The sequence below is a fragment of the Pseudomonas lini genome (genome assembly GCF_964063345.1).
GTDB classification, from domain to species: domain Bacteria; phylum Pseudomonadota; class Gammaproteobacteria; order Pseudomonadales; family Pseudomonadaceae; genus Aquipseudomonas; species Aquipseudomonas lini_B.
The window spans coordinates 771,830-795,275 of sequence record NZ_OZ061318.1; the positions used below are offsets into that span (position 1 = coordinate 771,830).

23 protein-coding genes are annotated in these 23,446 nt (G+C 52.8%); 4 read left to right on the plus strand and 19 right to left on the minus strand.

Annotation, left to right across the window (positions count from 1 at the left end; genetic code table 11):
• Window positions 1-2 precede the first annotated feature (2 nt).
• The 14 genes from AB3226_RS03525 to AB3226_RS03590 form a co-directional block, all read right to left on the minus strand.
• Window positions 3-770, minus strand: a complete 768-nt coding sequence (locus AB3226_RS03525) for a capsule biosynthesis GfcC family protein (RefSeq protein WP_367372048.1) — start codon at window positions 768-770, stop codon at window positions 3-5.
• Window positions 767-1,426, minus strand: a complete 660-nt coding sequence (locus AB3226_RS03530; protein WP_367372049.1) for a YjbF family lipoprotein — start codon at window positions 1,424-1,426, stop codon at window positions 767-769. Before AB3226_RS03530 ends, AB3226_RS03525 begins: the two co-directional genes overlap by 4 nt.
• 14 nt (window positions 1,427-1,440) lie before the next feature.
• Window positions 1,441-2,553 (minus strand): polysaccharide biosynthesis/export family protein, encoded by a 1,113-nt coding sequence (locus AB3226_RS03535; protein WP_367372050.1) that lies wholly within the window; start codon window positions 2,551-2,553, stop codon window positions 1,441-1,443.
• 87 nt (window positions 2,554-2,640) lie between these two features.
• The gene (locus tag AB3226_RS03540) at window positions 2,641-2,913 is read right to left on the minus strand and encodes a hypothetical protein (RefSeq protein WP_367372051.1); all 273 of its coding nucleotides are present in this window, start codon (window positions 2,911-2,913) and stop codon (window positions 2,641-2,643) included.
• A 429-nt stretch (window positions 2,914-3,342) separates the two neighbouring features.
• Window positions 3,343-3,882, minus strand: a complete 540-nt coding sequence (rfbC, locus tag AB3226_RS03545; protein WP_367372052.1) for a dTDP-4-dehydrorhamnose 3,5-epimerase — start codon at window positions 3,880-3,882, stop codon at window positions 3,343-3,345.
• Entirely contained in the window at window positions 3,879-4,757 is an 879-nt protein-coding gene (rfbA, locus tag AB3226_RS03550; protein WP_367372053.1) for a glucose-1-phosphate thymidylyltransferase RfbA, read from the minus strand. The genes rfbC and rfbA overlap by 4 nt, the downstream gene beginning before the upstream one ends.
• Before the next feature lie 45 nt (window positions 4,758-4,802).
• A complete protein-coding gene (rfbB, locus tag AB3226_RS03555; protein WP_367372054.1) occupies window positions 4,803-5,870 on the minus strand; it encodes a dTDP-glucose 4,6-dehydratase in 1,068 nt (355 codons plus the stop codon).
• The gene (locus AB3226_RS03560) at window positions 5,867-6,988 is read right to left on the minus strand and encodes a DUF1972 domain-containing protein (RefSeq protein WP_367372055.1); all 1,122 of its coding nucleotides are present in this window, start codon (window positions 6,986-6,988) and stop codon (window positions 5,867-5,869) included. The genes rfbB and AB3226_RS03560 overlap by 4 nt, the downstream gene beginning before the upstream one ends.
• A gap of 216 nt (window positions 6,989-7,204) precedes the next feature.
• Window positions 7,205-8,308 carry a glycosyltransferase family 4 protein gene (locus AB3226_RS03565; RefSeq protein WP_367372056.1) on the minus strand — a complete coding sequence of 368 codons (1,104 nt, stop codon included), beginning with the start codon at window positions 8,306-8,308 and terminating at the stop codon, window positions 7,205-7,207.
• Window positions 8,298-9,176 carry a glycosyltransferase gene (locus AB3226_RS03570; protein ID WP_367372057.1) on the minus strand — a complete coding sequence of 293 codons (879 nt, stop codon included), beginning with the start codon at window positions 9,174-9,176 and terminating at the stop codon, window positions 8,298-8,300. Before AB3226_RS03570 ends, AB3226_RS03565 begins: the two co-directional genes overlap by 11 nt.
• Before the next feature lie 19 nt (window positions 9,177-9,195).
• Entirely contained in the window at window positions 9,196-10,434 is a 1,239-nt protein-coding gene (locus AB3226_RS03575) for a lipopolysaccharide biosynthesis protein (RefSeq protein WP_367372058.1), read from the minus strand.
• A 233-nt stretch (window positions 10,435-10,667) separates the two neighbouring features.
• On the minus strand, window positions 10,668-11,993 hold the full coding sequence (locus AB3226_RS03580) for a UDP-glucose/GDP-mannose dehydrogenase family protein (protein WP_367372059.1): 1,326 nt from the start codon (window positions 11,991-11,993) through the stop codon (window positions 10,668-10,670).
• A gap of 308 nt (window positions 11,994-12,301) precedes the next feature.
• On the minus strand, window positions 12,302-14,527 hold the full coding sequence (locus tag AB3226_RS03585; RefSeq protein WP_367372060.1) for a polysaccharide biosynthesis tyrosine autokinase: 2,226 nt from the start codon (window positions 14,525-14,527) through the stop codon (window positions 12,302-12,304).
• 45 nt (window positions 14,528-14,572) lie between these two features.
• Window positions 14,573-15,067, minus strand: coding sequence for a low molecular weight protein-tyrosine-phosphatase (locus AB3226_RS03590; protein ID WP_367372061.1), 495 nt, complete (start codon window positions 15,065-15,067; stop codon window positions 14,573-14,575).
• A 605-nt stretch (window positions 15,068-15,672) separates the two neighbouring features.
• On the opposite strand from AB3226_RS03590, the gene galU reads away from it, so the two are divergent.
• From galU to rfaH, 3 genes are all read left to right on the plus strand, one after another.
• A complete protein-coding gene (gene galU / locus AB3226_RS03595) occupies window positions 15,673-16,506 on the plus strand; it encodes a UTP--glucose-1-phosphate uridylyltransferase GalU (RefSeq protein WP_367372062.1) in 834 nt (277 codons plus the stop codon).
• A 76-nt stretch (window positions 16,507-16,582) separates the two neighbouring features.
• Window positions 16,583-17,014, plus strand: a complete 432-nt coding sequence (locus AB3226_RS03600) for a phosphomannomutase (protein ID WP_367372063.1) — start codon at window positions 16,583-16,585, stop codon at window positions 17,012-17,014.
• On the plus strand, window positions 17,011-17,517 hold the full coding sequence (gene rfaH / locus AB3226_RS03605) for a transcription/translation regulatory transformer protein RfaH (RefSeq protein WP_052965259.1): 507 nt from the start codon (window positions 17,011-17,013) through the stop codon (window positions 17,515-17,517). The genes AB3226_RS03600 and rfaH overlap by 4 nt, the downstream gene beginning before the upstream one ends.
• 66 nt (window positions 17,518-17,583) lie before the next feature.
• Here the strand turns inward: rfaH and AB3226_RS03610 are convergent, their stop codons facing one another.
• Entirely contained in the window at window positions 17,584-18,420 is an 837-nt protein-coding gene (locus tag AB3226_RS03610) for an undecaprenyl-diphosphate phosphatase (protein WP_367372064.1), read from the minus strand.
• A 324-nt stretch (window positions 18,421-18,744) separates the two neighbouring features.
• Here AB3226_RS03610 and AB3226_RS03615 point away from each other — a divergent pair, with 324 nt between their 5' ends.
• Entirely contained in the window at window positions 18,745-19,161 is a 417-nt protein-coding gene (locus AB3226_RS03615; protein ID WP_367372065.1) for a hypothetical protein, read from the plus strand.
• On the opposite strand, the gene AB3226_RS03620 is transcribed toward AB3226_RS03615, so the two are convergent.
• The 4 genes from AB3226_RS03620 to AB3226_RS03635 all read right to left on the minus strand — a co-directional run bounded on the left by AB3226_RS03620 (window position 19,155) and on the right by AB3226_RS03635 (window position 23,430).
• Window positions 19,155-20,057, minus strand: a complete 903-nt coding sequence (locus tag AB3226_RS03620) for a universal stress protein (RefSeq protein ID WP_367372066.1) — start codon at window positions 20,055-20,057, stop codon at window positions 19,155-19,157. The genes AB3226_RS03615 and AB3226_RS03620 overlap by 7 nt on opposite strands.
• 201 nt (window positions 20,058-20,258) lie before the next feature.
• Window positions 20,259-20,858, minus strand: coding sequence for a serine protease (locus AB3226_RS03625; RefSeq protein WP_367375747.1), 600 nt, complete (start codon window positions 20,856-20,858; stop codon window positions 20,259-20,261).
• Between the two features lie 337 nt (window positions 20,859-21,195).
• Complete coding sequence (arsJ, locus tag AB3226_RS03630; RefSeq protein ID WP_367372067.1) at window positions 21,196-22,416, minus strand: organoarsenical effux MFS transporter ArsJ; 1,221 nt, start codon at window positions 22,414-22,416, stop codon at window positions 21,196-21,198.
• Window positions 22,417-22,425: 9 nt separating this feature from the next.
• The gene (locus tag AB3226_RS03635; RefSeq protein ID WP_367372068.1) at window positions 22,426-23,430 is read right to left on the minus strand and encodes an ArsJ-associated glyceraldehyde-3-phosphate dehydrogenase; all 1,005 of its coding nucleotides are present in this window, start codon (window positions 23,428-23,430) and stop codon (window positions 22,426-22,428) included.
• Between the last annotated feature and the right edge of the window lie 16 nt (window positions 23,431-23,446).

The following is a 23,446-nucleotide window of genomic DNA, read 5'->3' on the forward strand; positions in this document are numbered from 1 at the left end:
CTTCAAGGGGCCACCTCAGCCAGCGGTTGAGTGGCGAGAAACTCGGCCAGTTGTTGATTGAGCTCGGGGGTCGGCACCTCAAGATCGTCGTTCCTGATCGGCACCAGGATCCTGCTGCCGGGAGCCACCACGACGCCGTCCTGACGATTCCATGCCGCCACGCCCACGCGCCGCACCTGGCCGTCGGGCTGGATCAGCCACAGATAATCGCGCTCGGCGTCGTCGAGGATGGCGCATTGCCGGGCATAGGCGCGGACTTCCTGCATGGCGCTATAAGGCACATGACAAGGCTGAGCAACCGCCCCGAGGATTTCCACGGTGGACGGCCGCGCGGGATATATCAGACGGTCGCCATCCTCCAACAGAGCGTTGCTGGCGAACCCCACTTCCACAGCAATCGGGTCGAGCACCGCGACTTGGCGTCCGGTGACCGGCAGCCCCTCGATTTGCTCATACAGGCGCGAGCTCAAATCCGCTCGCGTGCCCTTGCCATCCAGCAAGGCACCCCGCTGCAGCAGTTTCAGATCAAACAGGACGCCCGCCTTCAATCGCGCTTGTTGATTCTCCAATGAGCGATGTAGCCACGCCGCACCCAGCCAGTAACTTTCGGCGTTGGGTTGGGCGTCGCGAATGACGTCCATCAAGCGTGCACCGGGTTTGACATCGAAGTGGCCGGGGCTGCGCACGTCACCGCTGACCGTGACGGCCGCCTGGCTCACGCCCGGGCCGATCAAGAGCAAGCCAAGCAACATAAGGTTCGAACACTTCACCGGGCAGCCCCCCGGTCAGGGCGCACCTGCACGATTTTCAAGAACAGCTGCGGCGTCAGATGCTGCTCGCTGCGCAGGATGAAACCGTCCTGAGGGTCGACCCAGTAACGGTTGGTGGCACGGAAATTCAAGGTGGGTGCATCCACCTGCTCGTCGATACGCAGCAAGGCGTAATCCTTGTCCAAAATGCTGATGGTCTCGATGCCGTGGGGGCTGAAACGGCTGTTGACCGCGATACCGATTCGGTTGCCGTCGTAGATGTCGATCCAGCGCGTGCTGGTGTAACCGTCGGGCAACTGCTGAAGGCCGCGCTTGAAGGGCGACTCATCATTGAAGTGAGTGCCATCCAGTGAAACGCCCAGCCCGACGGTGCGCACCACCAGGCCATCGCGCATCATCAACACTTGCTTGCCGGAAGCGACCCAGAACTGCAGATCGCCCCGTCGGCGAGCCATCGCCATCACCCCCTCGCTGGAGGGTGTGGTGACCAGGATCTGCGGATACGGCACGGCATCGACCTGAGCGCGGGTCAAATTGATGGAGGCAGGCCCCGCGACGGACGCTTCAAGCGTGTCCCAGGAAGCCCTCATCAACGGGTTACACCCGCACAACAAGAGCGCCATCGTCAGACCGGCGCAGGTACGCAAAATTTTCACGGAGGGATAGAGCCTTATCTGCTGTTGGCTTCGCTGAGATCGTTAACTGAGCTGGCACCGGTCCCGAGGACACTGGCGGTAGGCAGAAGCTGGGTAATCAAACGGTTCCAGCGCGTTACGCCGGCCGGGCCGACATAGACGATGTCTTGCGGCTGCAAGTCGAAACGGGTGGCCAGCACCAAAGCGGAAGGCGATTCGGCATCGAGCTGGAACACCTTGGCCGGTTCGGTTTCCAGGTTGTCCGCGCCGCGAATCACGTACACCGCGTTGCCATTGGAGGTGGTCTGGTTCAAGCCTCCTACAGTGCCCAGAGCATCGGTCAGGTTGATCGATTTGCTCTTGAAGCTCAGCGCGCGAGGCTGGTTCACCTCACCCATGACATAGATTCGCTTCTGGTCGTTATAAGGCAAGTACAACCGGTCGCCACCCTTGAGGTAGACGCCCTGCAGCTGTGAGTCCTGGCGATTGAGCGTGTCCAGATCCAGCTTGTATTCGCGCCCGTCGCGGGTCAGCGTCAGGCCGGACAGGTCTGCGTTCAAAGGATCCACACCGGCCGCACCAACGGCCTCCACTACGCTCAGCGGGGTGGTCGTGATCGGCTGCTGGCCAGCTTTGAGCACCGCACCAGAAATCACCACGGTCTGGCTGGCGAAGCGCAATACGCTGACGTCGACCTGAGGGCTTTCGACAAATTGCGACAAGCGCTCGGCGATAAATGCTCGCAACTCTTCGATGGTTTTCCCGGCGGCCTGAATATTGCCGATGTAGGGATAAAACAGCGTGCCGTCCGGACGAACCAGGCGACCGTTGGCATCGATTTGCTGCTGCGGGCCAGAAGGCGCCGTCAACTCGGGATGATCCCAGACCGTAATAAACAACAGGTCATTGGCACCCACGCGATAACCGCCCGGAACATAGGACAACAACGCCGAGGGAACCGATTCGCGAACTTGCGTGGCGGCATCCATGGCAATCAATTTAGGCGTGATGGGAATAAGCTCCACCCGGCTACTTTCCCCAGAGCCGTCACTGACCATTTGACTGGTGTCCATGTGTTGACCAGGCGAAAACATACAGCCGTGCAAGCTGATACTTGCCAGCATAACAACAGATAATCTACGGATCATAATGGCACTACGCTAGTCGAGGGCAAATCTAAAACAAGATCACCCAGAAAGTTCTGAGTGATCTTGAACAACATACTTCGCGGGGTATTAGTTGGTACCAGTAGTTCCGGTAGTGCCGGTAGTACCGCCCGTTCCGGAGGTACCGCCATTGGAACTGCCACCGGAGTTTGAAGCAGCCGCCGCAGCACCGAGAATGGCCGCGCCGACCACCATGGTTTCGGCGACCGTCACGCCCCCGACCAGCGGGGTGTTCAACGACAGTGGCTCGCTTTCGCTCACCGTCTTGCTCACTGGTTCATCCGCTGCCAACGCCGCGGTACTCATGACAGCCAGCAAGCCAGCCGTAAGTAGTTTCTTCATATCAGACTCCTTCTCGACATCAACTTTGCATTAGATTTGATACTAGGGACCGGGAATGGGACAGCAGGTGATAGAACTGACACCCGTAAATTGAACGAGACAGTCCATGCACATTGCCTCCTTTGGAGAATGTCATTTATAGGCAGTGCATGCCATATGCAGAGCCTTGTCACCTCATCCGAAAAAACGTTTGCGCGGGGCAGGACGCACCGTCAAAAAAGGAGATTTTCCAAGAAGTTCACGGCGAAACAAGACATTTTCGGCACGAACTACTGCCTGTGAATAACTCACCCCTCGTGCCGATTGTTATTATTAGTCAGGATTTTCCCGAATCCTTATCCCGCAAGGTTCTACTGTGATTGAAGGTTCAAGGAAAAATAACATCGGGTCACAAATAGTTAATATTAACTATAGACCATTATTAATCGATCATTCCCCACTCAACACAGCTCGCAAGCGTGGATTACGCAGGTCTTTTTCCGAGAGTTGAGGCGACTCCAACGGCCAGGCAATGCCCAGCTCCGGGTCATTCCAGAGCAGACCTCCCTCGTCTTCGGGATAATACAGATCGGTGCATTTGTATTGAAAATCGGCGATATCACTGAGCACACAGAAACCGTGGGCATAACCCGGCGGCACCCATAGCTGAAGATGGTTGTCAGCCGTCAACTTGACGCCCACATGTTCACCACAAGTGGGGGATTCTGGATTGATGTCCACCACCACGTCGTACACCGCACCTTGAGTGACCCGCACCAACTTGCCCTGGGGCCGGGTCTTTTGGAAGTGCAAACCACGCAGCACGCCATACTGCGAGCGCGAGTGATTGTCCTGGACGAAAGGCAATTCGATGCCGGCGTCGCGATAACGCTCCTGGTGATAACTCTCGAGAAAAAACCCGCGGGCATCGCCGAAGATTTTAGGCTCGATGATCAGTACACCGGGCAACCGGGTATTGATGACATTCATTTCGCGGGCTCCGTATTCAGCACCCGCGCCAGATATTGGCCGTAACCGGTTTTGTGTAACGCGGTGGCTTGTTTATCGAGTTCCGCGGCCGACAACCAACCCTGGTGGTACGCCACCTCCTCCAGACATGCCACTTTCAAGCCCTGACGCGCTTCGATGGTCTGGACGAAATGCCCGGCCTCCATCAACGAATCATGGGTCCCGGTGTCCAGCCAGGCAAAACCACGCCCCAGCACGCTGACGTGCAGATCTCCGCGCTCCAGGTAGGCGTTGTTCACGTCCGTGATTTCGAGCTCGCCACGGATCGAAGGTTTGACTTGCTTTGCAATGCGCACCACGTCTTTATCGTAGAAATACAAGCCGGTGACAGCATGGTCGGACTTCGGATGTTTTGGCTTCTCTTCAATCGAGATCGCCTTGCCGTTATCGTCGAACTCGACAACGCCAAAACGCTCCGGATCACTGACTCGATAACCGAAAACGGTGGCACCAGTCTGTCGTTGCGACGCTTCACGCAGCAAGGCGCTGAAGCCGTAACCGTAGAAGATGTTGTCGCCCAGAATCAGCGCCACATTACTGTCGCCGATAAAATCCTCGCCGATCAGGAAGGCTTGGGCCAGACCATCGGGAGAAGGTTGTTCGGCATAACTGAGTTCAATGCCGAAAGAAGAGCCATCACCCAACAAGTTCTGGAAGTTGGGCAAGTCCTGCGGCGTGGAAATAATCAATATCTCGCGAATGCCCGCCAGCATTAATACCGACAGCGGATAATAAATCATCGGCTTGTCGTAGACCGGCAGCAGCTGTTTGGATACACCACGGGTAATAGGATGCAAGCGAGTGCCGGAGCCTCCCGCCAGAATGATGCCTTTCATATGAGGATTCCCTTCAGAGTTGAATAGAGACAGGGTTTGAATGGTTCAACCGATATGGCCAAGACGCTCAGACCGGTACTGTCCGTTGAGTATCCGTTGCCACCACCCTTGATGATCCAGATACCACTGAACCGTTTTGCGTAGGCCGCTTTCAAAGGTTTCCTGTGGACGCCAACCGAGTTCACGCTCGATCTTGCTCGCATCGATGGCGTAACGAAGATCGTGCCCGGGGCGGTCGGTGACAAAGGTGATCAGTTCCTTGTAAGAGCCCAGCTCTTCATCGCGGGGGCGCAGCTCATCGAGTAGCTCGCAGATGGTTTCCACTACTTGCAGATTGCGCTTCTCGTTGTGCCCGCCGATGTTGTAGGTTTCGCCCACGGTGCCGCGCGACACCACTTCGAACAGCGCTCGGGCATGGTCCTCGACAAACAGCCAGTCGCGGATCTGCGAGCCATCGCCATACACCGGCAGCGGCTTGCCGTGGATGGCATTGAGAATCACGTGGGGGATCAGCTTCTCGGGGAAGTGGAAGGGCCCATAGTTGTTCGAGCAGTTGGTAACTAACACCGGCAGACCATATGTGCGGTGCCAGGCGCGCACCAAGTGGTCGGAGCCGGCCTTGGACGCCGAGTACGGTGAGCTTGGCTCGTAAGGCGTGGTCTCGGTGAACAGATCGTCGGTGCCTTCCAGGTCGCCATATACTTCATCGGTGGAGATATGGTGGAAGCGAAAGCCCTGTTTCCGTTCCGCTGCCAGTCCCGACCAATAGCGGCGGCTGGCCTCCAACATGCTGTAGGTACCAACGATGTTGGTCTGGATGAAATCCGACGGGCTATCGATGGAACGGTCCACATGGGACTCGGCCGCAAGGTGCATCACCGCATCGGGCTGGAAACGCGCGAACAGTTCGTGCAGCGCTTCGGTGTCGCAGATATCCACCTGCTGGAATTCATACCGGGGACTGCCCGCCACCGACGCCAGGGATTCGGTATTGCCGGCGTAGGTGAGTTTGTCAATATTGAGCACACTCACATCGGTGTTGTCGATCAGATGGCGAATGACGGCAGAGCCGATAAAACCGGCACCGCCGGTGACAATAATACGTTGGGTCACTTGCTGTACTCCTTCGGGTACCACTGGATCAGTAATTTTTCATATTGGGAAAGGATGTTTTCCCAGGTGAACTTTTCGTTGAAGCGGCGGGTGCTTTCAGCCTTCATCGCCGCGATCAAATGGTTGTGGTCATCGCGCAGGTACTTCTCGAACAACTTCGCACAGTCGTGCTCGTCGTCGAAGTACACCGCTGCATCACCGGCAACCCAACGGTTGAAATGGTTGTTATGGGCAATCACCGAGCAGCCAGCGCCCAATGCCTCCACCAGCGAAGGGTTGGTGCCCCCTACTTGATGGCCATGGATGTAAAAGCGGCTGAAAAACCGCAGCGCCCGGACCACCGCCTCCTCATAGATAGCGCCGGGGAAGATCACTTCCTCGCCGGCCGCGTCCATCACCCGCTTGTGGTACTCGTTCTTCTCTGGCGTGAAGTTGCCCAGCACCACCAACTTATGGTTACGGCGCTTGCTGCTGAAGGCCTTGACGACCTGCAGAAAGGAGTTCTCCGGCTCCGGCCGGGCAATAACCACCGAGAAGCCGTGGGGCTCCAGGCCATAACCGGCCAGGGCGACCGGGTCTGCCTCGTGTACCCGGTCCCCGCCATAGGGGATCATGGTGACCTTCGAATCCTTGACCCGGGTAGCCAGGTGATCCCTGATTTTCGGGTGGTCGGCCACCAAGTGGTTGCCGATCCAGCAACCCGCCCGCTCGTTCAGCCAGAACCAGGTTTTCGCCACCAGTCCCCACTTCTCCCGCCGCCATTCGATGCCATCCATATTGATGACATTGGTCTGGCCCTTGATCCGCTGCAGAATATTGAACGCCGCCGTGTTGTAGCCGAGGGTCAGAAACAATCCCTTCTGGCCCAGCGCATGGACGGTGGCCTTCCAGTCGAAAAACACCGTGCCCGCCACGCCGGTATTGGCGATCGGGATATGAATTCGATGAACACCCTTCCATTCACTGGTCGATATACCGCCGGAACCCTCTTCCTGGCAGTAGACAGTGACTTTCCAGCCCTGCTTGACCAAGTAGAGAGAGAGCTTTTCGGCGAAGGTTTCAAAACCGCCATGTTTGGCGGGGACGCCGCGGATGCCGAGGATATAGAGGTTTTTCATAGAGGCGCTTTTTGGTTCTTTCAATGTAATGGGTTCTCAGAGTTACCTGAAATTTTTAACGTGCTTTTGATCTATTCTAAATATTGAAAAAAAAGAAACACATGAAACATGTGAAACACATGAAACACATGAAACACATGAAACACATGAAACACATGAAACACATGAAACATGATAGGTCTCATGGTATTCCCATGGCGTGACTTGACCTGGTTTTTAATATGAATTTTCTAGCGTTGAATTTATGTGTTCTTTATAGCTTTTTAATGAAAATTTCTTGTAATAAGTATCCAGTGCACACTTGCTCAGCTTTTCGTACAGTGGGCTGCTAGGCGGAGGAAGTTTTAGCAGGACATCCTCAAGGCTGCGGTGGTTGGCAGGGATGAAGAGAAAACCATCTCGTTCGTGGTTAACGATCTCCACCAGACCACCATGGCCTGCAGCTATCACTGGTTTTCCGACGGAGTACGCTTCGATCGCCACTCGACCGAACGGCTCCGGCTTCGTGGAGGGGACAACAACATAACTTGCCCATTGAAAGTGCTCGGTTGGATCCGAGCAAAAAGGGAAAAACTCGACGTTGTCAGAGATCCCATATGAGTTTACTTTTTCGATTAAATCCTTTTCCAGGTATTCGTATCCCTCGAAAGGGCTACCCACTATCCTTATGTGAAGGTCATCTCCGGCGTTATTGGCTATCTTTCCAATTACATCAATGAAAAAGTCTTGCCCTTTCCATGTGTTTATCCTACCGATCAAAAGTAGATTCTTGGAGTCTCTTTCAACACGCACCGACGGGACGCTGTAAAGAGGGGCTACACCATTATAAATCACTGTTCCCGGAAGATTAAAAGCGGCTTTAGTAGCCTCGGAATTGAATATTAATTTTGCACCTGAGAACCGTAAAAGCAAACGGAAGATCACAATGAGTTTTTTGTCTGGAATTTCTCGAATGTGGCAAAAGAAACTTTTCTTCGAAAATCTATAAAATCCAGCAGCAAGCAGTGCGGATACCATAACGGTCGTGTTTATGTATACCGCACTAAACTCCTTATATTTTTTTGCGTAATACAAGGTTGCCTTAATTAGTTCTATGCCATAGCTGACTGGGGTTTTCAGCTTCTGTTTTCTCAGTATTCCGTAGGGGTAATACTCTATTTCGGCACCTATATTTTTAACTAGAGCAGAGAGTTCCCCAAGAAAAGGCAGGATGCAATAGATCTTCTTTTTAGCGGAAATCGATTCAATCGCCGTAAGGAAACTTCGATCTGAACCGTACAGTTCGGAGCTTTGATGAAGACAAAGTATTTCATCTCGCATAGGATTTCCTTGGGATCAGTATGTGCAATGAAAGTAACATCAGGGATAAGTACCTGATGTTTTTTTCCTTAAGGCATGTGTTTAGGCTAAACAACAGCACATATAATGATATTTTAAGTTTGTGATGCTTGACATAATCGAAAACCAGCGGCCGCGACAGTAGTAGATTCCGGAAGCGCTGAACCTTTTTGGTATAAGCTTGTCCGCTCTCTCGGAGTGCCGAGCTATGAGGAATTGATGTTTTGAGAATGAATATTTCTCTGTATATATTTGCGTAATCGATGAAAAATCGTGTATCAACACCATAGAAATTCAAGCGCTCGTCAAACTTCAGCCCCCGCGACAACGCTTCTTTAGATATGACAGTCCCACTCATCATTGCCACTATTTTTTTGGACGGGACGGGACCTGTCGCCAGGCTTTGCAAGTTCAACGCTCTTCCGCGAACACCCTTTATGGTTCCAGGTGATATAAGGCTGTTATTGAACAAAATTTGAGGCACTGCTACTGGCACATTACTTCTGAAAAACACATCCAAACTGGATATATAATCATTAGTTATGCTGGAGTCGTCGTCCAAAACTATAAAGTAGTCCGAATCTGCATTTCGGGAGATTAGTGCGTTGTATATCTTTGAAAGGGGCTCGTTATTTCCACTGTGGTGATACGTTACTTCACCAGGCAGCGTGGGGATTGATGCCTCCCCAAACCCCTGTTCAGAGTTATCCCAAATTGAAAACTTTGGAAGAATTCTTGCCGTTTGAAAATCCAGGGTGGCTAGGGACTTGAGCGTAGTGGTTAAACCAGGACTGGTAGAATAAACCACAACAAGGAAGTTAACCTGTACTTGGCTCTGTGTGTGCGTCATGACGAACCTGATAGTTTAGCTACGATTGAATTGAACTAATGGCCATTGTCGATGTGCGCCGATTAAGGTCTATTGTGGCTAGAGGAAATAGAATTGCATTAATGCACGCAATGGTACTCCCGATGGCAACTGCAGCACCCAATACACCCCAGCCCCCTAAAAGCCAATAAGTCACGAAGGGAGACAGTGCGACAGTCAGATACAGTGCTACGTTAAGATGGTAGATATTTGAGGCATTCTGGTAATAATATCCGCATACCGACGTAGAGCAATTTACAAAATAGCCCAACAATACGATGTAGCATGCAACGTGGAAATTTTCCGGTATTTGCCCACTAAACCTTACTAAGGCCAGCAAAAAAACCAGATAAATACAGGAGAAGGAAGTTAATTTCTTTGTGTTGGACCAGAATATTTTTTTTATGGCTTGATAATTGGATCGACTAGAAAACTCTGAAAACTGAGGCGCTGATATAGAATTTATTGATACTGAAATAAAGGTTGAAAGCATGGCCAGTCTTTGAAGTATGTTAAAGACCGAAGCAAATGAAGCACCTAAAAACAAGGAGGCTAATAGAAAAGGTAACCAGCCCACTAACTGGGTTCCTATCGTTGCGGATGCAAACTTCAGTTGTGAGGCTAGAATTTTATTCAGTGGCTTCTTAGATAGCGCAGATATCGGAGCCCAAGTCATGCCTGCTTTTTTTGCAAGCACAACAGAGACAATCATGTAAATTAAAATGGAGGCATAGAACGAGACTACAATGGTTGTGTCGGAAGCTAACGATAGAAAATCAAAGTGAGTGGCGAGTTTAATCGATAGATAAAAAGCCAAAAAAACCCAGGGCTGAATGACATTGATGCCGAGGATTTGAATGATGGTCTTATGCCTGGCTTGATATATAAAAAAAATCGTATTGGCGGCAGAAAACAGAGGGATCAATAAAAATATAAGAAGTATAGTCGAGTGGTCACTGCTCGCGCTTGAGATGCTACTCCAGTGTTGGACGTAGAAACCTCCAATAAAGTATGTAATCGGGATCAGTATTGAACCCATCAGAAGGCTAACTACTACAGATTGATTGAAGCAATCCTGCACTTCCTCGCTTGACTGTTTATAATAATTTCTTACCAAATGGATGTCCGATCCGAAGCGCGCCATAACTGCGGAGATCTGAAATATAGTGTACGCAACAAGAAATAGCCCTGCCAAATCACTGCTTTCTATTTTTAGAATAACAATATTTGCAAGCAGCACTGCTATGGCACCGACAATTCGAATGCATAGCAAGTGAAGTGATTTCGATTTTAGTATGTTCATTGTGTCTTGGTAGCCAAATTTTTAAGTGGTTGACGACTACAAGAGCGGCAACCATTGCGCTTAATATGAACATGACGACTTGAATCATTGGCTGCTGGTCTATGCCTGGAATATCATCAGGAGAACCTGTTTGAAGTTGGGGGCTAAAGCCCCCGCTTCACTTTGCAAAACTACTGGCGGCCTATGGAGTAGTACTTAATACCTTTGTCTTTAAGCTTTTGAGGGTTGAAAAGGTTTCTTCCGTCAAATATTACAGGCTCACGAAGTTGGCTTTTAATTTGATCCAGATCGGGCGCCTTGAAAGCCTGCCATTCGGTAATAATGATTAAGGCATCGCTTTCTTTTAAGGTCTCTTCTTTGGTTCCGCACAGACTCAAGTCATCACGATTACTGTAAATTCGTTGAGTTTCTTCCATTGCCTCCGGATCATACGCTCTAACCTTGGCGCCGTTTTTCCATAGAGCCTCAATCAGTACGCGACTGGGTGCTTCACGCATATCATCAGTATTCGGTTTAAAACTTAAGCCCCAAAGAGCGAATGTTTTTCCTGCAATATTTCCACCGTAGTGGTTAATTATTTTTCTAAAAATCACACTTTTCTGGTCGTTATTTCTTGCTTCTACCGACTTCAGCAGTGTTGCGTCAAAGTCTAGCTGCTCGGAAGTTTTAATGAGGGCTTTTACATCCTTGGGAAAACACGATCCACCATAGCCGGATCCCGCATAGATGAAGTGATAGCCAATTCTTGGATCTGAACCTATGCCTTTTCGTACCATCTCGATATCAGCTCCGAGCATTTCTGACAAACTAGAAATCTCATTCATAAAGCTGATTTTTGTTGCAAGCATGCAGTTAGCTGCATACTTCGTCAGCTCAGCGCTGCGAATATCCATGACAATTATTTTTTCGTGATTTCGGTTGAACGGAGCATAGAGGTCGCGTATGACTGCTTCTGTGCTAGCCTGCTCTGTTCCGACAATTATCCGATCCGGACGCATGCAGTCAGATACTGCAGAACCTTCTTTTAAGAATTCCGGATTCGATGCGACGTCAAATGAGAGATCCGTGCGGCCACGTTGAGAAAGTACGCTCGCAACTCGGTCCCTCACTTTATCGGCCGTCCCAACAGGAACGGTAGATTTGTTAATGATAATACAATCGCTTTCAATGTTACTTGCTATCGTTTCGGCAACCGCCAGCACATATTTCAGGTCCGCAGATCCGTCCTCATCAGGAGGTGTCCCTACCGCAATGAATTGAACCTCTCCATGTTTCACTGCAGCTATAGCATCTGTAGTGAATTTCAATCTTCCAGCGCTGTAGTTCTCTTTGACTAAGACTTCCAGCCCAGGCTCATAGATTGGAATAATCCCCTGCTCCAGGTTTCTAACTTTTTGCTCATCTATGTCCACACAAATTACATCGTGGCCAATCTCGGCTAGAACCGCCCCTTGAACAAGACCTACGTAGCCAATTCCGAATACAGTGACTTTCATGATGATTACCTGTGATACAAACGTTAGTTTTTGGCTCACTCCGTCCACTTGGAAACCTAAGAAATCCTAGGTTCCTTAATAACCTTAAAGTTCGACGGCAAGAATGATCGATGAGGAAAGAGGCTGCACAAGACACGCTACCGCCCCAGGATTTTTCGTCATCTTCCTCAGGACGTGGTGTTTCCATGAAATATCGGGATCATGCCTATTGGCTAATGATCCGGCGCAGCAATAAACGATAAGAACTCAAGAACAACAATAACGCCGTCAAAAACCTAAACTTATGACGCGACCTTGTTCAATGCTCATCAATTTTTGTCGGAGGCGTAGTCATAGTGGTAATAACCATAATCACTGTAGCCATATTTATTGGAGGCCTTTTTCTCCACACCGTTAAAAATCGCACCTTTAATGGCAACGCCATTCTGGGAAAACCGGCGGACCGTCAACTCGATTTCTTTCGCCGGGTTCAGGCCATAGCGCGTCACAATCAGATTGGTTCCAGACTGGCGTCCGACGATCGCCGCGTCTGTCACCGCCAATAGTGGCGGCGTATCGAGAATCACCAGATCGTATTGCTTACTCACCTGCTCCAATAACGCGCTGAAATTGGCGTGCATCAGCAATTCGGAAGGATTGGGCGGGATTTGGCCTCGACTGACAAAATCGAAGTTGTCGATTCCGGTCTTATGGATAGCGGTGGCCACATCGCAGCGCCGGGCCAGGATATCGGAAAGCCCATTGTCTGAAGAAGTACCTAACACTTTGTGCAGATAGCCTTTGCGCATGTCGACGTCGATCAACAATACCCGCAACCCGGTTTGTGCTATCACCACCGCGAGGTTGACCGACACGAACGTTTTACCTACCTGAGGGCTCGGCCCGGAAATCATCAGGCGATTGTTGTCGGCCTCATGCATGGCGAAGTGCAGACTGGTCCGCAAACTGCGCAATGCCTCAATTGCCAGATCGGTGGGATGACTGATGGCCAGCAAAGTAGAACCTGCGGAACGCCCTCGTCCGCGGGAGACTTTGTCTTCTTCGGTTTTCTGCAGAGTGCTATAAGGAATCGAAGCGTAGACCGGCAACCCAAGTTGCTCGATGGCTTCCGGGCTTTCCAGCCCCCGGTTCAACGCCTTGCGTACCAGCACCAGGGCCACCGCCAGGAAGCCGCCAAGAATTGTGGCGATCAGCACGATCATGGCTTTTTTCGGTTTGACCGGCTTGAGAAAATTGACGTCCGCAGTGTCGATCAGACGCACGTTACCGACGGTGCCCGCGCGCATCACATCCAGTTCCTGAGACTTGTTCAGCAACTGGGTATAAATAGCCGTACCGACTTCTACATCCCGGGTAAGGTTCAGCAATTCTTGTTGGGTGGAGGGAAGGCTCTCCACCTTGGACGCCAAACTTTTCTGCTTGCTGCTCAACTCACCAATCTGGGTCAACAATGCACGATAGGCGGGATGTTGGCGGGTGAATTTTCGGTCCATCTCGGCTTGCTGCAATTTCAACTCTGAGATGCTGGTATCAAGCCCGACAATCTGATCGAGAATGGCTTTGGTTTCGAGCGTGATGTCCACGGACTTGCTGCGCGTCTGGTATTCATTCAAGGCATTCCCGGCTTTTTCCAGGTCCTTCTTGACCACCGGAAGTTGTTCTTTGAGAAACGCCAGGCTCTGCGCTGCCTCAGCTGAAGTGCGCTCTACGTTTTGCCGCACATAAATAGCGGCAATCTCATTGAGTGTTTTTATGGCCTGGTCCGGATCTGTACTTTCCAGCGCCAGCCCGATCATGCCAGACTCTTTTCCGCGCTCGGCTATATCCAAATCCTCTTGGTAGTCGAGGATGCTGGTCAGGCGAGAATTGCGGATGATTCTGAAACGAGTTCCAGGATTGGCGTGCATTTCTTCTATCTGAAACGCAACGCCATTTTGTTCGAAAAGTTGTCCAGCCTGGCTGGCTGCCAATACGTTGTCGTCTTCGTCCACCAGGGTGTAATGACCATTTTCACCCGTGGTCAGGGTCAACTTCTTGCCCAATTGCGAGTCGGGAAGATCCAGTTTGAATATCTTCAGCGACTCCCCTCCCCAGGCGAAACTGTTCAACCCCAACAAAGGGTCGGCTATTTCACCGGGATTTTTATTTTGGAATCGACGCGCCAGGAACTCACCGACCACCGGGAGGTACATCGGTTGTATGACGATATCAAGCTTCAGGTTATCGACCGTCTTGCCGATCACCGCACGAGACTTGATCAGCTCGATCTCAGTCGCAGAAGGCGACTCTTTTCCCAACATGCTGCTGACATCGGAGAAGCCCAACAAATCGTTCTTCTTCGCCTCAACCTGCAACAACGCAGTCGCCTGGTATACCGGCGTCGCCAGCACCGCGAACGCTACACCAGCCACCATAAATGCGCCGGTAACCGCGGCAATCAGCCATTTATGGTCGATAAGTGTTCCAAACAAGCCGAGAAGATCAATCTCGTCATTGTCGTCGTCCCGCACATTAACTACCGGTGCTTGCTGCATAAGTCGGATTCTTTGCCTGTATTACGATTCAAAAAGGAGTGGCCATCAGCGCGCCAGGCGCTGTGCCCATGCGAGTACGGCTTCTTCGATCAACGCATAAGCGTGCACAAAAGCAGGTTTGCCTTGACGGTAGGGGTCGCTGATTTCGCGATCGTCTTGCCATTTGCCCAGTAGCAACACTTTGCCTCGCGCTTCGGGGGCAATGTTGAGTACTCCGCTGACATGCCGTCGCTCCATCACCAGTATCAAGTCCGCCTCGCTGACGGCTTGAGATGTGAGTTGAACGGCTTCGTGCTCATGGGGCAGATGACCGTGCTCCGTGAGTACGGCGTGTGCCGTCGACTCGATGGGTTTGCCCGCGAGGGCGGCAAGGCCCGCCGAGCTGACCTCGATATCGGAATGAACGAGTGCCCCGCGCAGCAGATGCTCCGCGGTGGGGCTGCGGCAAATATTGCCGACGCAGACAATCAAAACCCTTTTAAGCAAGATAACATTCCCCGTCTTGTCAACATTGGCGGTGACATAGCACTTGCCGAACATAAGAGCTTTAAACTACGAATGAGGCCGGGCATTGATCAACCCGGTAAATGCAGCTGCAATTTTAAAAACAATCAGTGCGTATTTATTACCATGACACTTGAACAGCCCCCAACTTTTTCTTCAGACAAAAAATAACATTTCACTCTTTGAACGCTGAAAATAACAGTTCAAAAATTTATCCAGACGATTTATAACAATTACCGTTTTCCCGCTACCGTTCAATCTAAATTACACCAAAATAGAGAGCAGCTAATATATAGCTGTTCCGTTAGTGCATTGCCAGGGCGTCAGACATTCGGTTAGAAGTTGGGTATAGAGATGCCTTGGGCAATAACTTTGTTTACAGCGGGTTACGTCAAGAGCATGCCGTGGAATAACCAGGGATGCTCGCCGGCCAACCGACCGCACGATATTTCTCTCTGCCCTCGCCTTGCGCGAAACATGGCGTACAGGCCTTTCGCTGCCCCCGCAGCGTTGCCAACATTTTTCACGAGTGATCGAGCCATTTAGAGCCCGCACTCTCCAGCGTGCCGGTTCCGACAGCCTAGTCGAACCTTTCCTACTGCCATTAGCCATTCCATCTGTCTACTTTCAAGGACGTTTCCATGATTCGTAAATGCCTATTCCCCGCTGCCGGCTATGGGACCCGCTTTTTGCCCGCCACCAAGGCCATGCCGAAGGAGATGCTGCCGATCGTCAATAAGCCGCTGATCCAGTACGCCGTCGAGGAAGCGCGCGACGCCGGCCTGCAACATATGGCCATCGTCACCGGCCGGGGCAAGCGAGCGCTGGAGGATCATTTCGATGTCAGCTTCGAGCTGGAACACCAGATTCGTGGCACCGATAAGGAGCGATTCCTGGAAGGCACTCGTGAGCTGATCGATAACTGCACTTTCTCCTACACCCGTCAGGTGGAGATGAAGGGCCTGGGGCACGCCATTCTCAGCGGTCGTTCGTTGATCGGTGATGAGCCATTCGCCGTGGTGCTGGCCGATGACCTGTGTCTGAATCTGGAAGGCGATGGCGTACTGGCGCAAATGCTCAAGCTCTATGAGCAGTTCCGTTGTTCGATTGTGGCGATTCAGGAAGTACCCCGTGAGCAAACTCAGAAGTACGGCGTGATTGCCGGCGAGCTGATTCGCGAGGGTATTTACCGGGTCAACAGCATGGTCGAAAAGCCCCGCCCGGAAGACGCCCCGTCCAACCTGGCCATTATCGGTCGCTACATTCTGACCCCCGATATCTTTGACCTGATCGCTGACACCGAGCCTGGCAAGGGCGGTGAAATCCAGATCACCGACGCATTGATGAAGCAGGCCCAGAACGGCTGCGTACTGGCTTATCAGTTCAAGGGCCGACGTTTCGATTGCGGTGGCGCCGAAGGTTACATCGAAGCCACCAACTTCTGTTTCGAGCACCTGCATCAGAACACCTTGTGACAGCGTTGACCCCAGACAAGCGCGTGCGTTATCGAATCGATTTTTCGGTCTTTATTTCCCTATGGACGAAGCCTCTATGAAGACATTGAGCGGTTTCAAGGCAGGTGACAGTCGCCGCCCGTATGGCGCTGACCTTAAGAACAATCTCGCGTACCGCATCGTGCGCGCCTATGCGTCGGAACTGATCTTTTCCCGTGTGCAGAAACCACCGGTGCTGTTAGTGGAGCGCATCGGTGCGTTCCCCTCCTCCGGGGAAATCCAGCGTCACGTCAAGGATGGCCCGACGTTGCTGGCGAGCATCAGGCAGCGTTACGCCGCCGACGCCCTCGACATCGACGAGAGCGATGGGCTGAGCCTGGTCTTTGCCGACTGGCGTCTCAGCTTGCGTCTTCTGGACGATGGTTGCGTGATTTGCCTGACCGTGGAAAGTCGTGGCGACAGCTCGCTCATGCAGCACAAAACCGCCGAACTACTGGGGCAAATCGATGCAGGGAGGGAATTTGAATGAACGCGATTGCAGAACACGCCGACAAAGCCTGGTACCTGCTTCAGTGCAAACCCAAACAGGATGAGCGCGCCGAAGAACATTTACAGCGCCAGGGCTATGCCTGTTTTCGCTCGACCTACCGGCGTGAGCGCGTTTTGCGCGGGCAGCGTCGAGTGATCAGTGAGTCTCTGTTTCCGGGTTATCTGTTTATTCAACTGAGCCTTCAGGACAGTTGGGGCCCGCTACGCTCGACCCGCGGCGTTTCGCGCGTCGTCGGGTTCGGCGGCCAGCCACTGCCGATCCGCGATGCGCTGATCGACGAGCTCCAGGAACGAGACAGCCAGGCGATCGTGACAACGTTGTTGAGACATGGAGATACGGTGCGCATCACTGAAGGCCCGTTCTCCGATCTCGAGGCGGTGTTCCTGGCCATGGACGGCGAGGAACGGGTGCTGCTGATGATGAATTTCCTGCAGCGTGAACAGCACATCAGCCTGCCACTGGCTGGGGTTAACAAGATTTAGTACGCCTTCAAACCCATATAAAAACGCCGCTCAAAACGCGGCGTTTTTTTATGAATAGAGGAAAACCTACGCCCCTTCCGAGAGATGATTCCAATCGACCCAACCCAAAAACCACGTCGCCAGGATCAGCAAACCGAACGCGATCCGGTACCAGGCGAACACCGCATAACTATGGTTGGCGATGAACTTGAGTAAACCGCGCACAGCAATCATCGCAAAGAGAAATGCGGCAACAAACCCCAAGGCAAACACCGGCAAGTCTGCGGACTGGAACAGGTCGCGGTATTTATAGCCCGAGTACACCGCGGCCCCCACCATCGTCGGCATCGCCAGGAAGAATGAAAACTCGGTAGCCGTCTTGCGTGACAGGCCGAACAGCAACCCACCGATAATCGTCGAACCCGAGCGCGAAGTGCCGGGGATCATCGCCAGGCACTGTGCGCAACCGACTTTCAAGGCATCGGTCCAGCGCATTTCGTCCACGTGATCGATAACCACCACATGCTCACGTTGCTCCGCCCACAACATGATGATTCCACCTATCACCAGCGCCACGGCCACGGTGATCGGGTTGAACAGATACTCATGGATTTTGTCGGCGAACATCACACCCAGGACAACCGCCGGCAAGAATCCGATCAATAAATTCAGTGTGAAACGTTGCGCATTACGCTGGGTCGGCAAGCCGCTGGTGATCTCCAGAATCTTGTGACGAAACTCCCAGACGACCGCCAGAATAGCGCCCAACTGAATGATGATATTGAACGCCATGGCTCGCTCACCGCCGAAGTCGAGCAAGTCCGCGGCAATAATCTGGTGTCCCGTACTGGAGATGGGCAAGAACTCTGTGAGCCCTTCAACCAACCCTAGAATCGATACCTGCGTGGTGGTCCAGAAGTCCATTAATCCCCCGTTAAACCCTCTCGGCTGAAAGGTCTGTTGATGATGCCGAGCATTTGATCCTGATCACGATTAAACCTGTCGGACCAGCGGAGAATTAAAGCGCACTCTCTGCCTGCTTTAGCCAAACGTTATAAAACGTCCATGTCGGAGTGCCGGGTCAGGTCTCCTGAAAATGGCCTACGCCTGATAATGAAATTGTTTTACAGGACTGATACTTGTGAGCGGCAAATCTAGCGATGCCACTCATCGTCGGATCGTTGACGTTTTGACGTTGGGCGCGCGCAATGTCCTACCCAAAAATGATCGCCCAAGAGAAAACTCCATATGGCAAAGATCACAGTACTCGCCGGTGACTTCCCGCAGGGCGACGGGGAATATCACCTTGGAACCATCACCCTCAAAACGTCCCTCAAACCCCGGGTTGGAACCAGCTTCCCGGTCTCTGAATTTAAAGATCTAACCATTCAGAACACCGATTCCAATAAGAATATAAAGTCCGCCATAGGCTTGGGGCTCGCGGGTGCCATGTTGCTCGGTCCCGTTGGGGCCATTGCCGGTTATCTACTCGCCGGAAAAAACACCGAGGTGACCTTTATGGCCACACTGAAGGACGGTGGAAAGCTGCTCGCGGCGACCGATAGTGACACCTACCGGGATATCTCGGCACGCGCCCTGAAAAAATCCCGAGCCGGCCGCCGAAGCCCTCTTTCCAGTTCACTTAATAACGGATCCATTCATTGATCCGCTTGCCCGGCGACGGCGAGAATGTTGCAGGGTACCCGATACAAAACATGCTCCGTGGTACTGCCCACCCACTTCTCCAGCCCCTTGCGATGCGCATTGCCCATGACTATCACGTCGGCCCTGTGATGCGCTGCAAAGTCGGCCAGTGCTTTACCTGGCGGCCCTGCAACGAAGTGTTGCCGTTCGGTGGGCACGCCGTAGCGATCGGCCAATGCGATGAATGCCTTGTGCAAAGATTTGCGCACGTCGCTGTTGAAGCCAGGCATCGTGACTGCACCCGCGCCCGCATCGGAGATATGCGTCTGCGATAGATCGTAGGCATACAGCAGGTGCATTTCTGCATGGCATTGCGTTGCCAGGTCGTTTGCAGCCTGGATGATCAAATCGTTGATTCCAATGATCTGAGTCTCTGGGTGCGACGGATCGACTGCCGCCACGATCACCCGCGGAAGTGGGCAACTGACTTCGCTGACCAGATGGACAGGCACCGGACACTCGCGCAGTAGATGCCAATCCAGAGGCGTGATGAAAACGCGTTTGAGCGCCGACTCATGCTGCACGTCCTTGATAACCAGATCCGCCTGCGTTGTTGCCACGTGCTGAAGGATCTCTTGCAGAGCGTCGCGCGTGAAAAGCACCTCGGTACTCAAGTTGATTCCGCGCCCGCGAATTATATCGGCCTCATCCTTGAGCCATTTTTCGTTCTCTTGCTGACATGCTTCACGAAACCGTGCACTGGCGTGGATCAAACCCAAGATGTTGAAGTCTTCGATAAGCACCGTGATATGCAGCGCCGCGCCAGTCGCTTCGGCAATGGCGACGGCCCGCTGCAGCGCCGGCGTGTGACGCATGGTGGGACCGGCGATTAGAAAGAGTCGTTGATATTGGCTCATGTCACACCTCCAAACGTTCTGGGATATCTGCTAGCCCCCCAGCCTCTCGTCTGTCACACCGTCAGCGATCTGCTATCGCCTCAATGATCTGGATCGACACAATCAATATACGCCTGGATTCAACTAACCAGCCAAGATGTAGCTCATCGTGCCCAATACGATGATCCACACCCCGGCGGCTAATTGATTGACGATGCGAAGTTACTTCTTCGCGTACTTCGCGCCATGCGGATCGTTAAGTTTCACCTGCATCAACGCCCATTCACGCTGAATGATCGAGTAAGGGATAAAGATGCTGACTCTCTCAGCCCCCTTCAATCCGGGGTGAAAACTAACATCGTGGAGTGTGGTGGAGAAAAAACCGACATTGATACCGACAATGCTGCCGTCATTGCCGATGACGGGACCACCCGACATCCCCTTGATCATCGGGGCATCATGGATGGCATAGCGTTCGCCGCTGCCTTCCTCGCTATTGATGAAAGGCGCCGGGTACACTTTGCCTTGCCCGGTGACAGTCGTCATGTAGGGGCTCGCCCCCACGGCAGTGATGTGTTCACCCACACGCGGTGCGCGCCAAGACGGGTAGCGGCCGTCGGCCTTGTGCTGGATGAAAACAAGGTCGCAGCCTGTGCTGCAGCTGTATTCCACGTGGCGGATGAGGGGGGTGTGGCGGGTGGTGACGGCATAGTCTTCGTTCCATTGCACGGCCGAGGCCATGTACAGATAGGGCAAGGGAAAGCCCGAGAAGACGGAAAAGTATGAATCATTGGCAGGCCCCGACAAGTCGGGTTTTACCATACCGTTGCATCCTGCAAGAACAGCTCCTGTTAAAAAGTAGGTCATGATTTTAATCATGATAATCACCGACTTATAAGAGGATTCGATTTTTATTGTGGCGAAACTTTTAGTTGTCAGGTTCTTGTAGTTTTCCTTGCAGCGGCCGGGTGCGTTTATTTATGGCTGAAGCTGTAACAAATGCGTACAAATAAATTGTGCTAAGACCAATTGCTTTTCGATACATACAACAAACTTCAACCATTTGACGCCTGAAAAATGGCACGCGCATGAATAACCTACTAGAAATCAAACTTTCATAGTTTAAGTAAAGCGCGTGAAACAGCCGCTTTCAGGGCATTTAACGCACTTCGGCATGCCTTGGTAACGCCACGGAGATCAATGCCGCGAAAATAACAAACAGGCTGGATATCCATAGACACGCCTCCAGCCCGAAAGCCTGATAAACCCAGCCGGAGAGCACGGTGCCGATCAGCCGGCCCATGGCGTTGGACATGTAGTAGAAACCCACGTCCAGCGACACGCCGTCTTCCTTGGCATAGGACACGATCAGATAGCTGTGCAGCGAGGAGTTCACCGCGAACAGCGCGCCAAAGACCATTAAGCCGCCCAATAACACCACCTGTTGCGATAACCCGGTGTTCAGCCCCAGCGCGATTGCCGCGGGCAGGCCTGCCAGAGCAAGCGCCCATAGAAACGCAGCCCGGCCATCAGGAACATGCCCTCGTTGCTTGCCAGTAATGCGCGGCGCGAACGACTGCACGATGCCGTAGCCGATCACCCAGGCCGCCAGAAACCCGCCGACCTTCCAGAAGTCCCAGCCAAAGACGCTGCTCAGGTACACCGGCAACGCCACGACAAACCAGACATCGCGAGCACCGAACAGAAACATCCGCGCCGCTGACAGAATGTTGATGGCCCGGCTCTTGGACAGGATGTCGCGAAACCTGGGCTTGGCTTTGGCCTTGCCCAGATCCTTTTTTAACAGAATCAAGCTGCTGACCCAGATCAGCGCCAGAACACCCGCCATGGCCAGCAGTGCTCCCTTGAACCCGATCAGGGCAAGTAATGCCCCACCGAGAAAGAAACCGACACCCTTGAGTGCGTTCTTCGAGCCGGTGAGGATGGCTATCCATTGGTAAAGCTTGCCCTGCTGCCCATCGGGCACTAACAGCTTGATCGAGCTTTTGGCGCTCATTTTGTTCAGGTCTTTGGCAATCCCCGACAACGCCTGCGCGCCCATCACCCAAGGAATCGTCAGCCAGGCCACTGGCACCGTCAGCATCAACAGCGCCACAACCTGCATCCCCAGCCCGATGTTCATGGTCCGGTTCAAGCCCAGTCGAGCACCAAGATAACCGCCCACCAGGTTGGTGATAACACCAAACAGTTCGTAGAACAGAAACAACGCCGCGATTTGCAGCGGGCTGTAGCCCTGCGCGTGAAAGTGCAGCACCACCAACATGCGCAAAGCACCGTCGGTGAGGGTGAAGGCCCAGTAATTGCCCGTCACGAGCAGGTACTGCCGCACTGACGGAGCGAGGGCTGACAACGCTTTCATTACCGCTCCTTAAACCGCCAGGCCGACCATTCTGGCCAGTTCGACGGTGCGGTTCGCGTAACCCCATTCATTGTCGTACCAAGCATAGAGTTTGACCTGGGTGCCGTTGATGACCATCGTGGACAGCGCATCGATGATCGATGAACGCGGGTCGGTGCGGTAGTCGATGGACACCAACGGACGCTCCTCGAAACCGAGGATGTCTTTCAGTTCATTCTCGGAGGCGTCCTTGAGGAACTGATTCACTTCTTCAACCGTGGTGACGCGCTCGACTTCAAAGACACAATCGGTCAGCGAAGCGTTGGCCAACGGTACGCGCACGGCATGGCCATTCAGACGCCCGCGCAGTTCCGGGAAGATTTCGGCAATGGCGGTGGCCGAGCCGGTGCTGGTCGGGATCAAACTCATGCCCGAAGCTCGCGCTCGACGCAGATCCTTGTGGGGTTGGTCGAGGATGCTTTGAGTGTTGGTCAGGTCGTGGATGGTGGTAATCGAGCCGTGGCGAATGCCCAGCTTTTCATGAATCACTTTGACCACTGGAGCGAGGCAATTGGTGGTGCACGACGCAGCGGTGACGATGCGATGTTCCGCCGGGTTGAACAGCTGATGGTTGACGCCCATGACGATGTTCAGCGCGCCCTGCTCCTTCACCGGCGCACTGACCACCACACGTTTAACGCCCTGATCGAGGTAAGCCTGAAGCACCGCGACGGTCTTCATCTTGCCGCTGGCTTCAATCACCAGATCGCAGCCCGACCAATCAGTGTCGGCAATCGCCTTGTTGGCAGTGACTTTGATTCGTTTGCCGTCGATGACGATGCTGTCGCCCTCGGAGTCGGCCTGGTAACTCCAACGGCCATGCACCGAGTCGAAGTTCAGCAGATGCGCATGCGTGGCTGCGTCGCCTGCTGGATCGTTGATCTGCACGAACTCGAATTCTGGCCAGCTCCAGGCTGCGCGCAGAGCCAGACGACCGATGCGGCCAAAACCATTGATGCCCACTTTGATAGTCATTTTGTTGTGCTCTGTC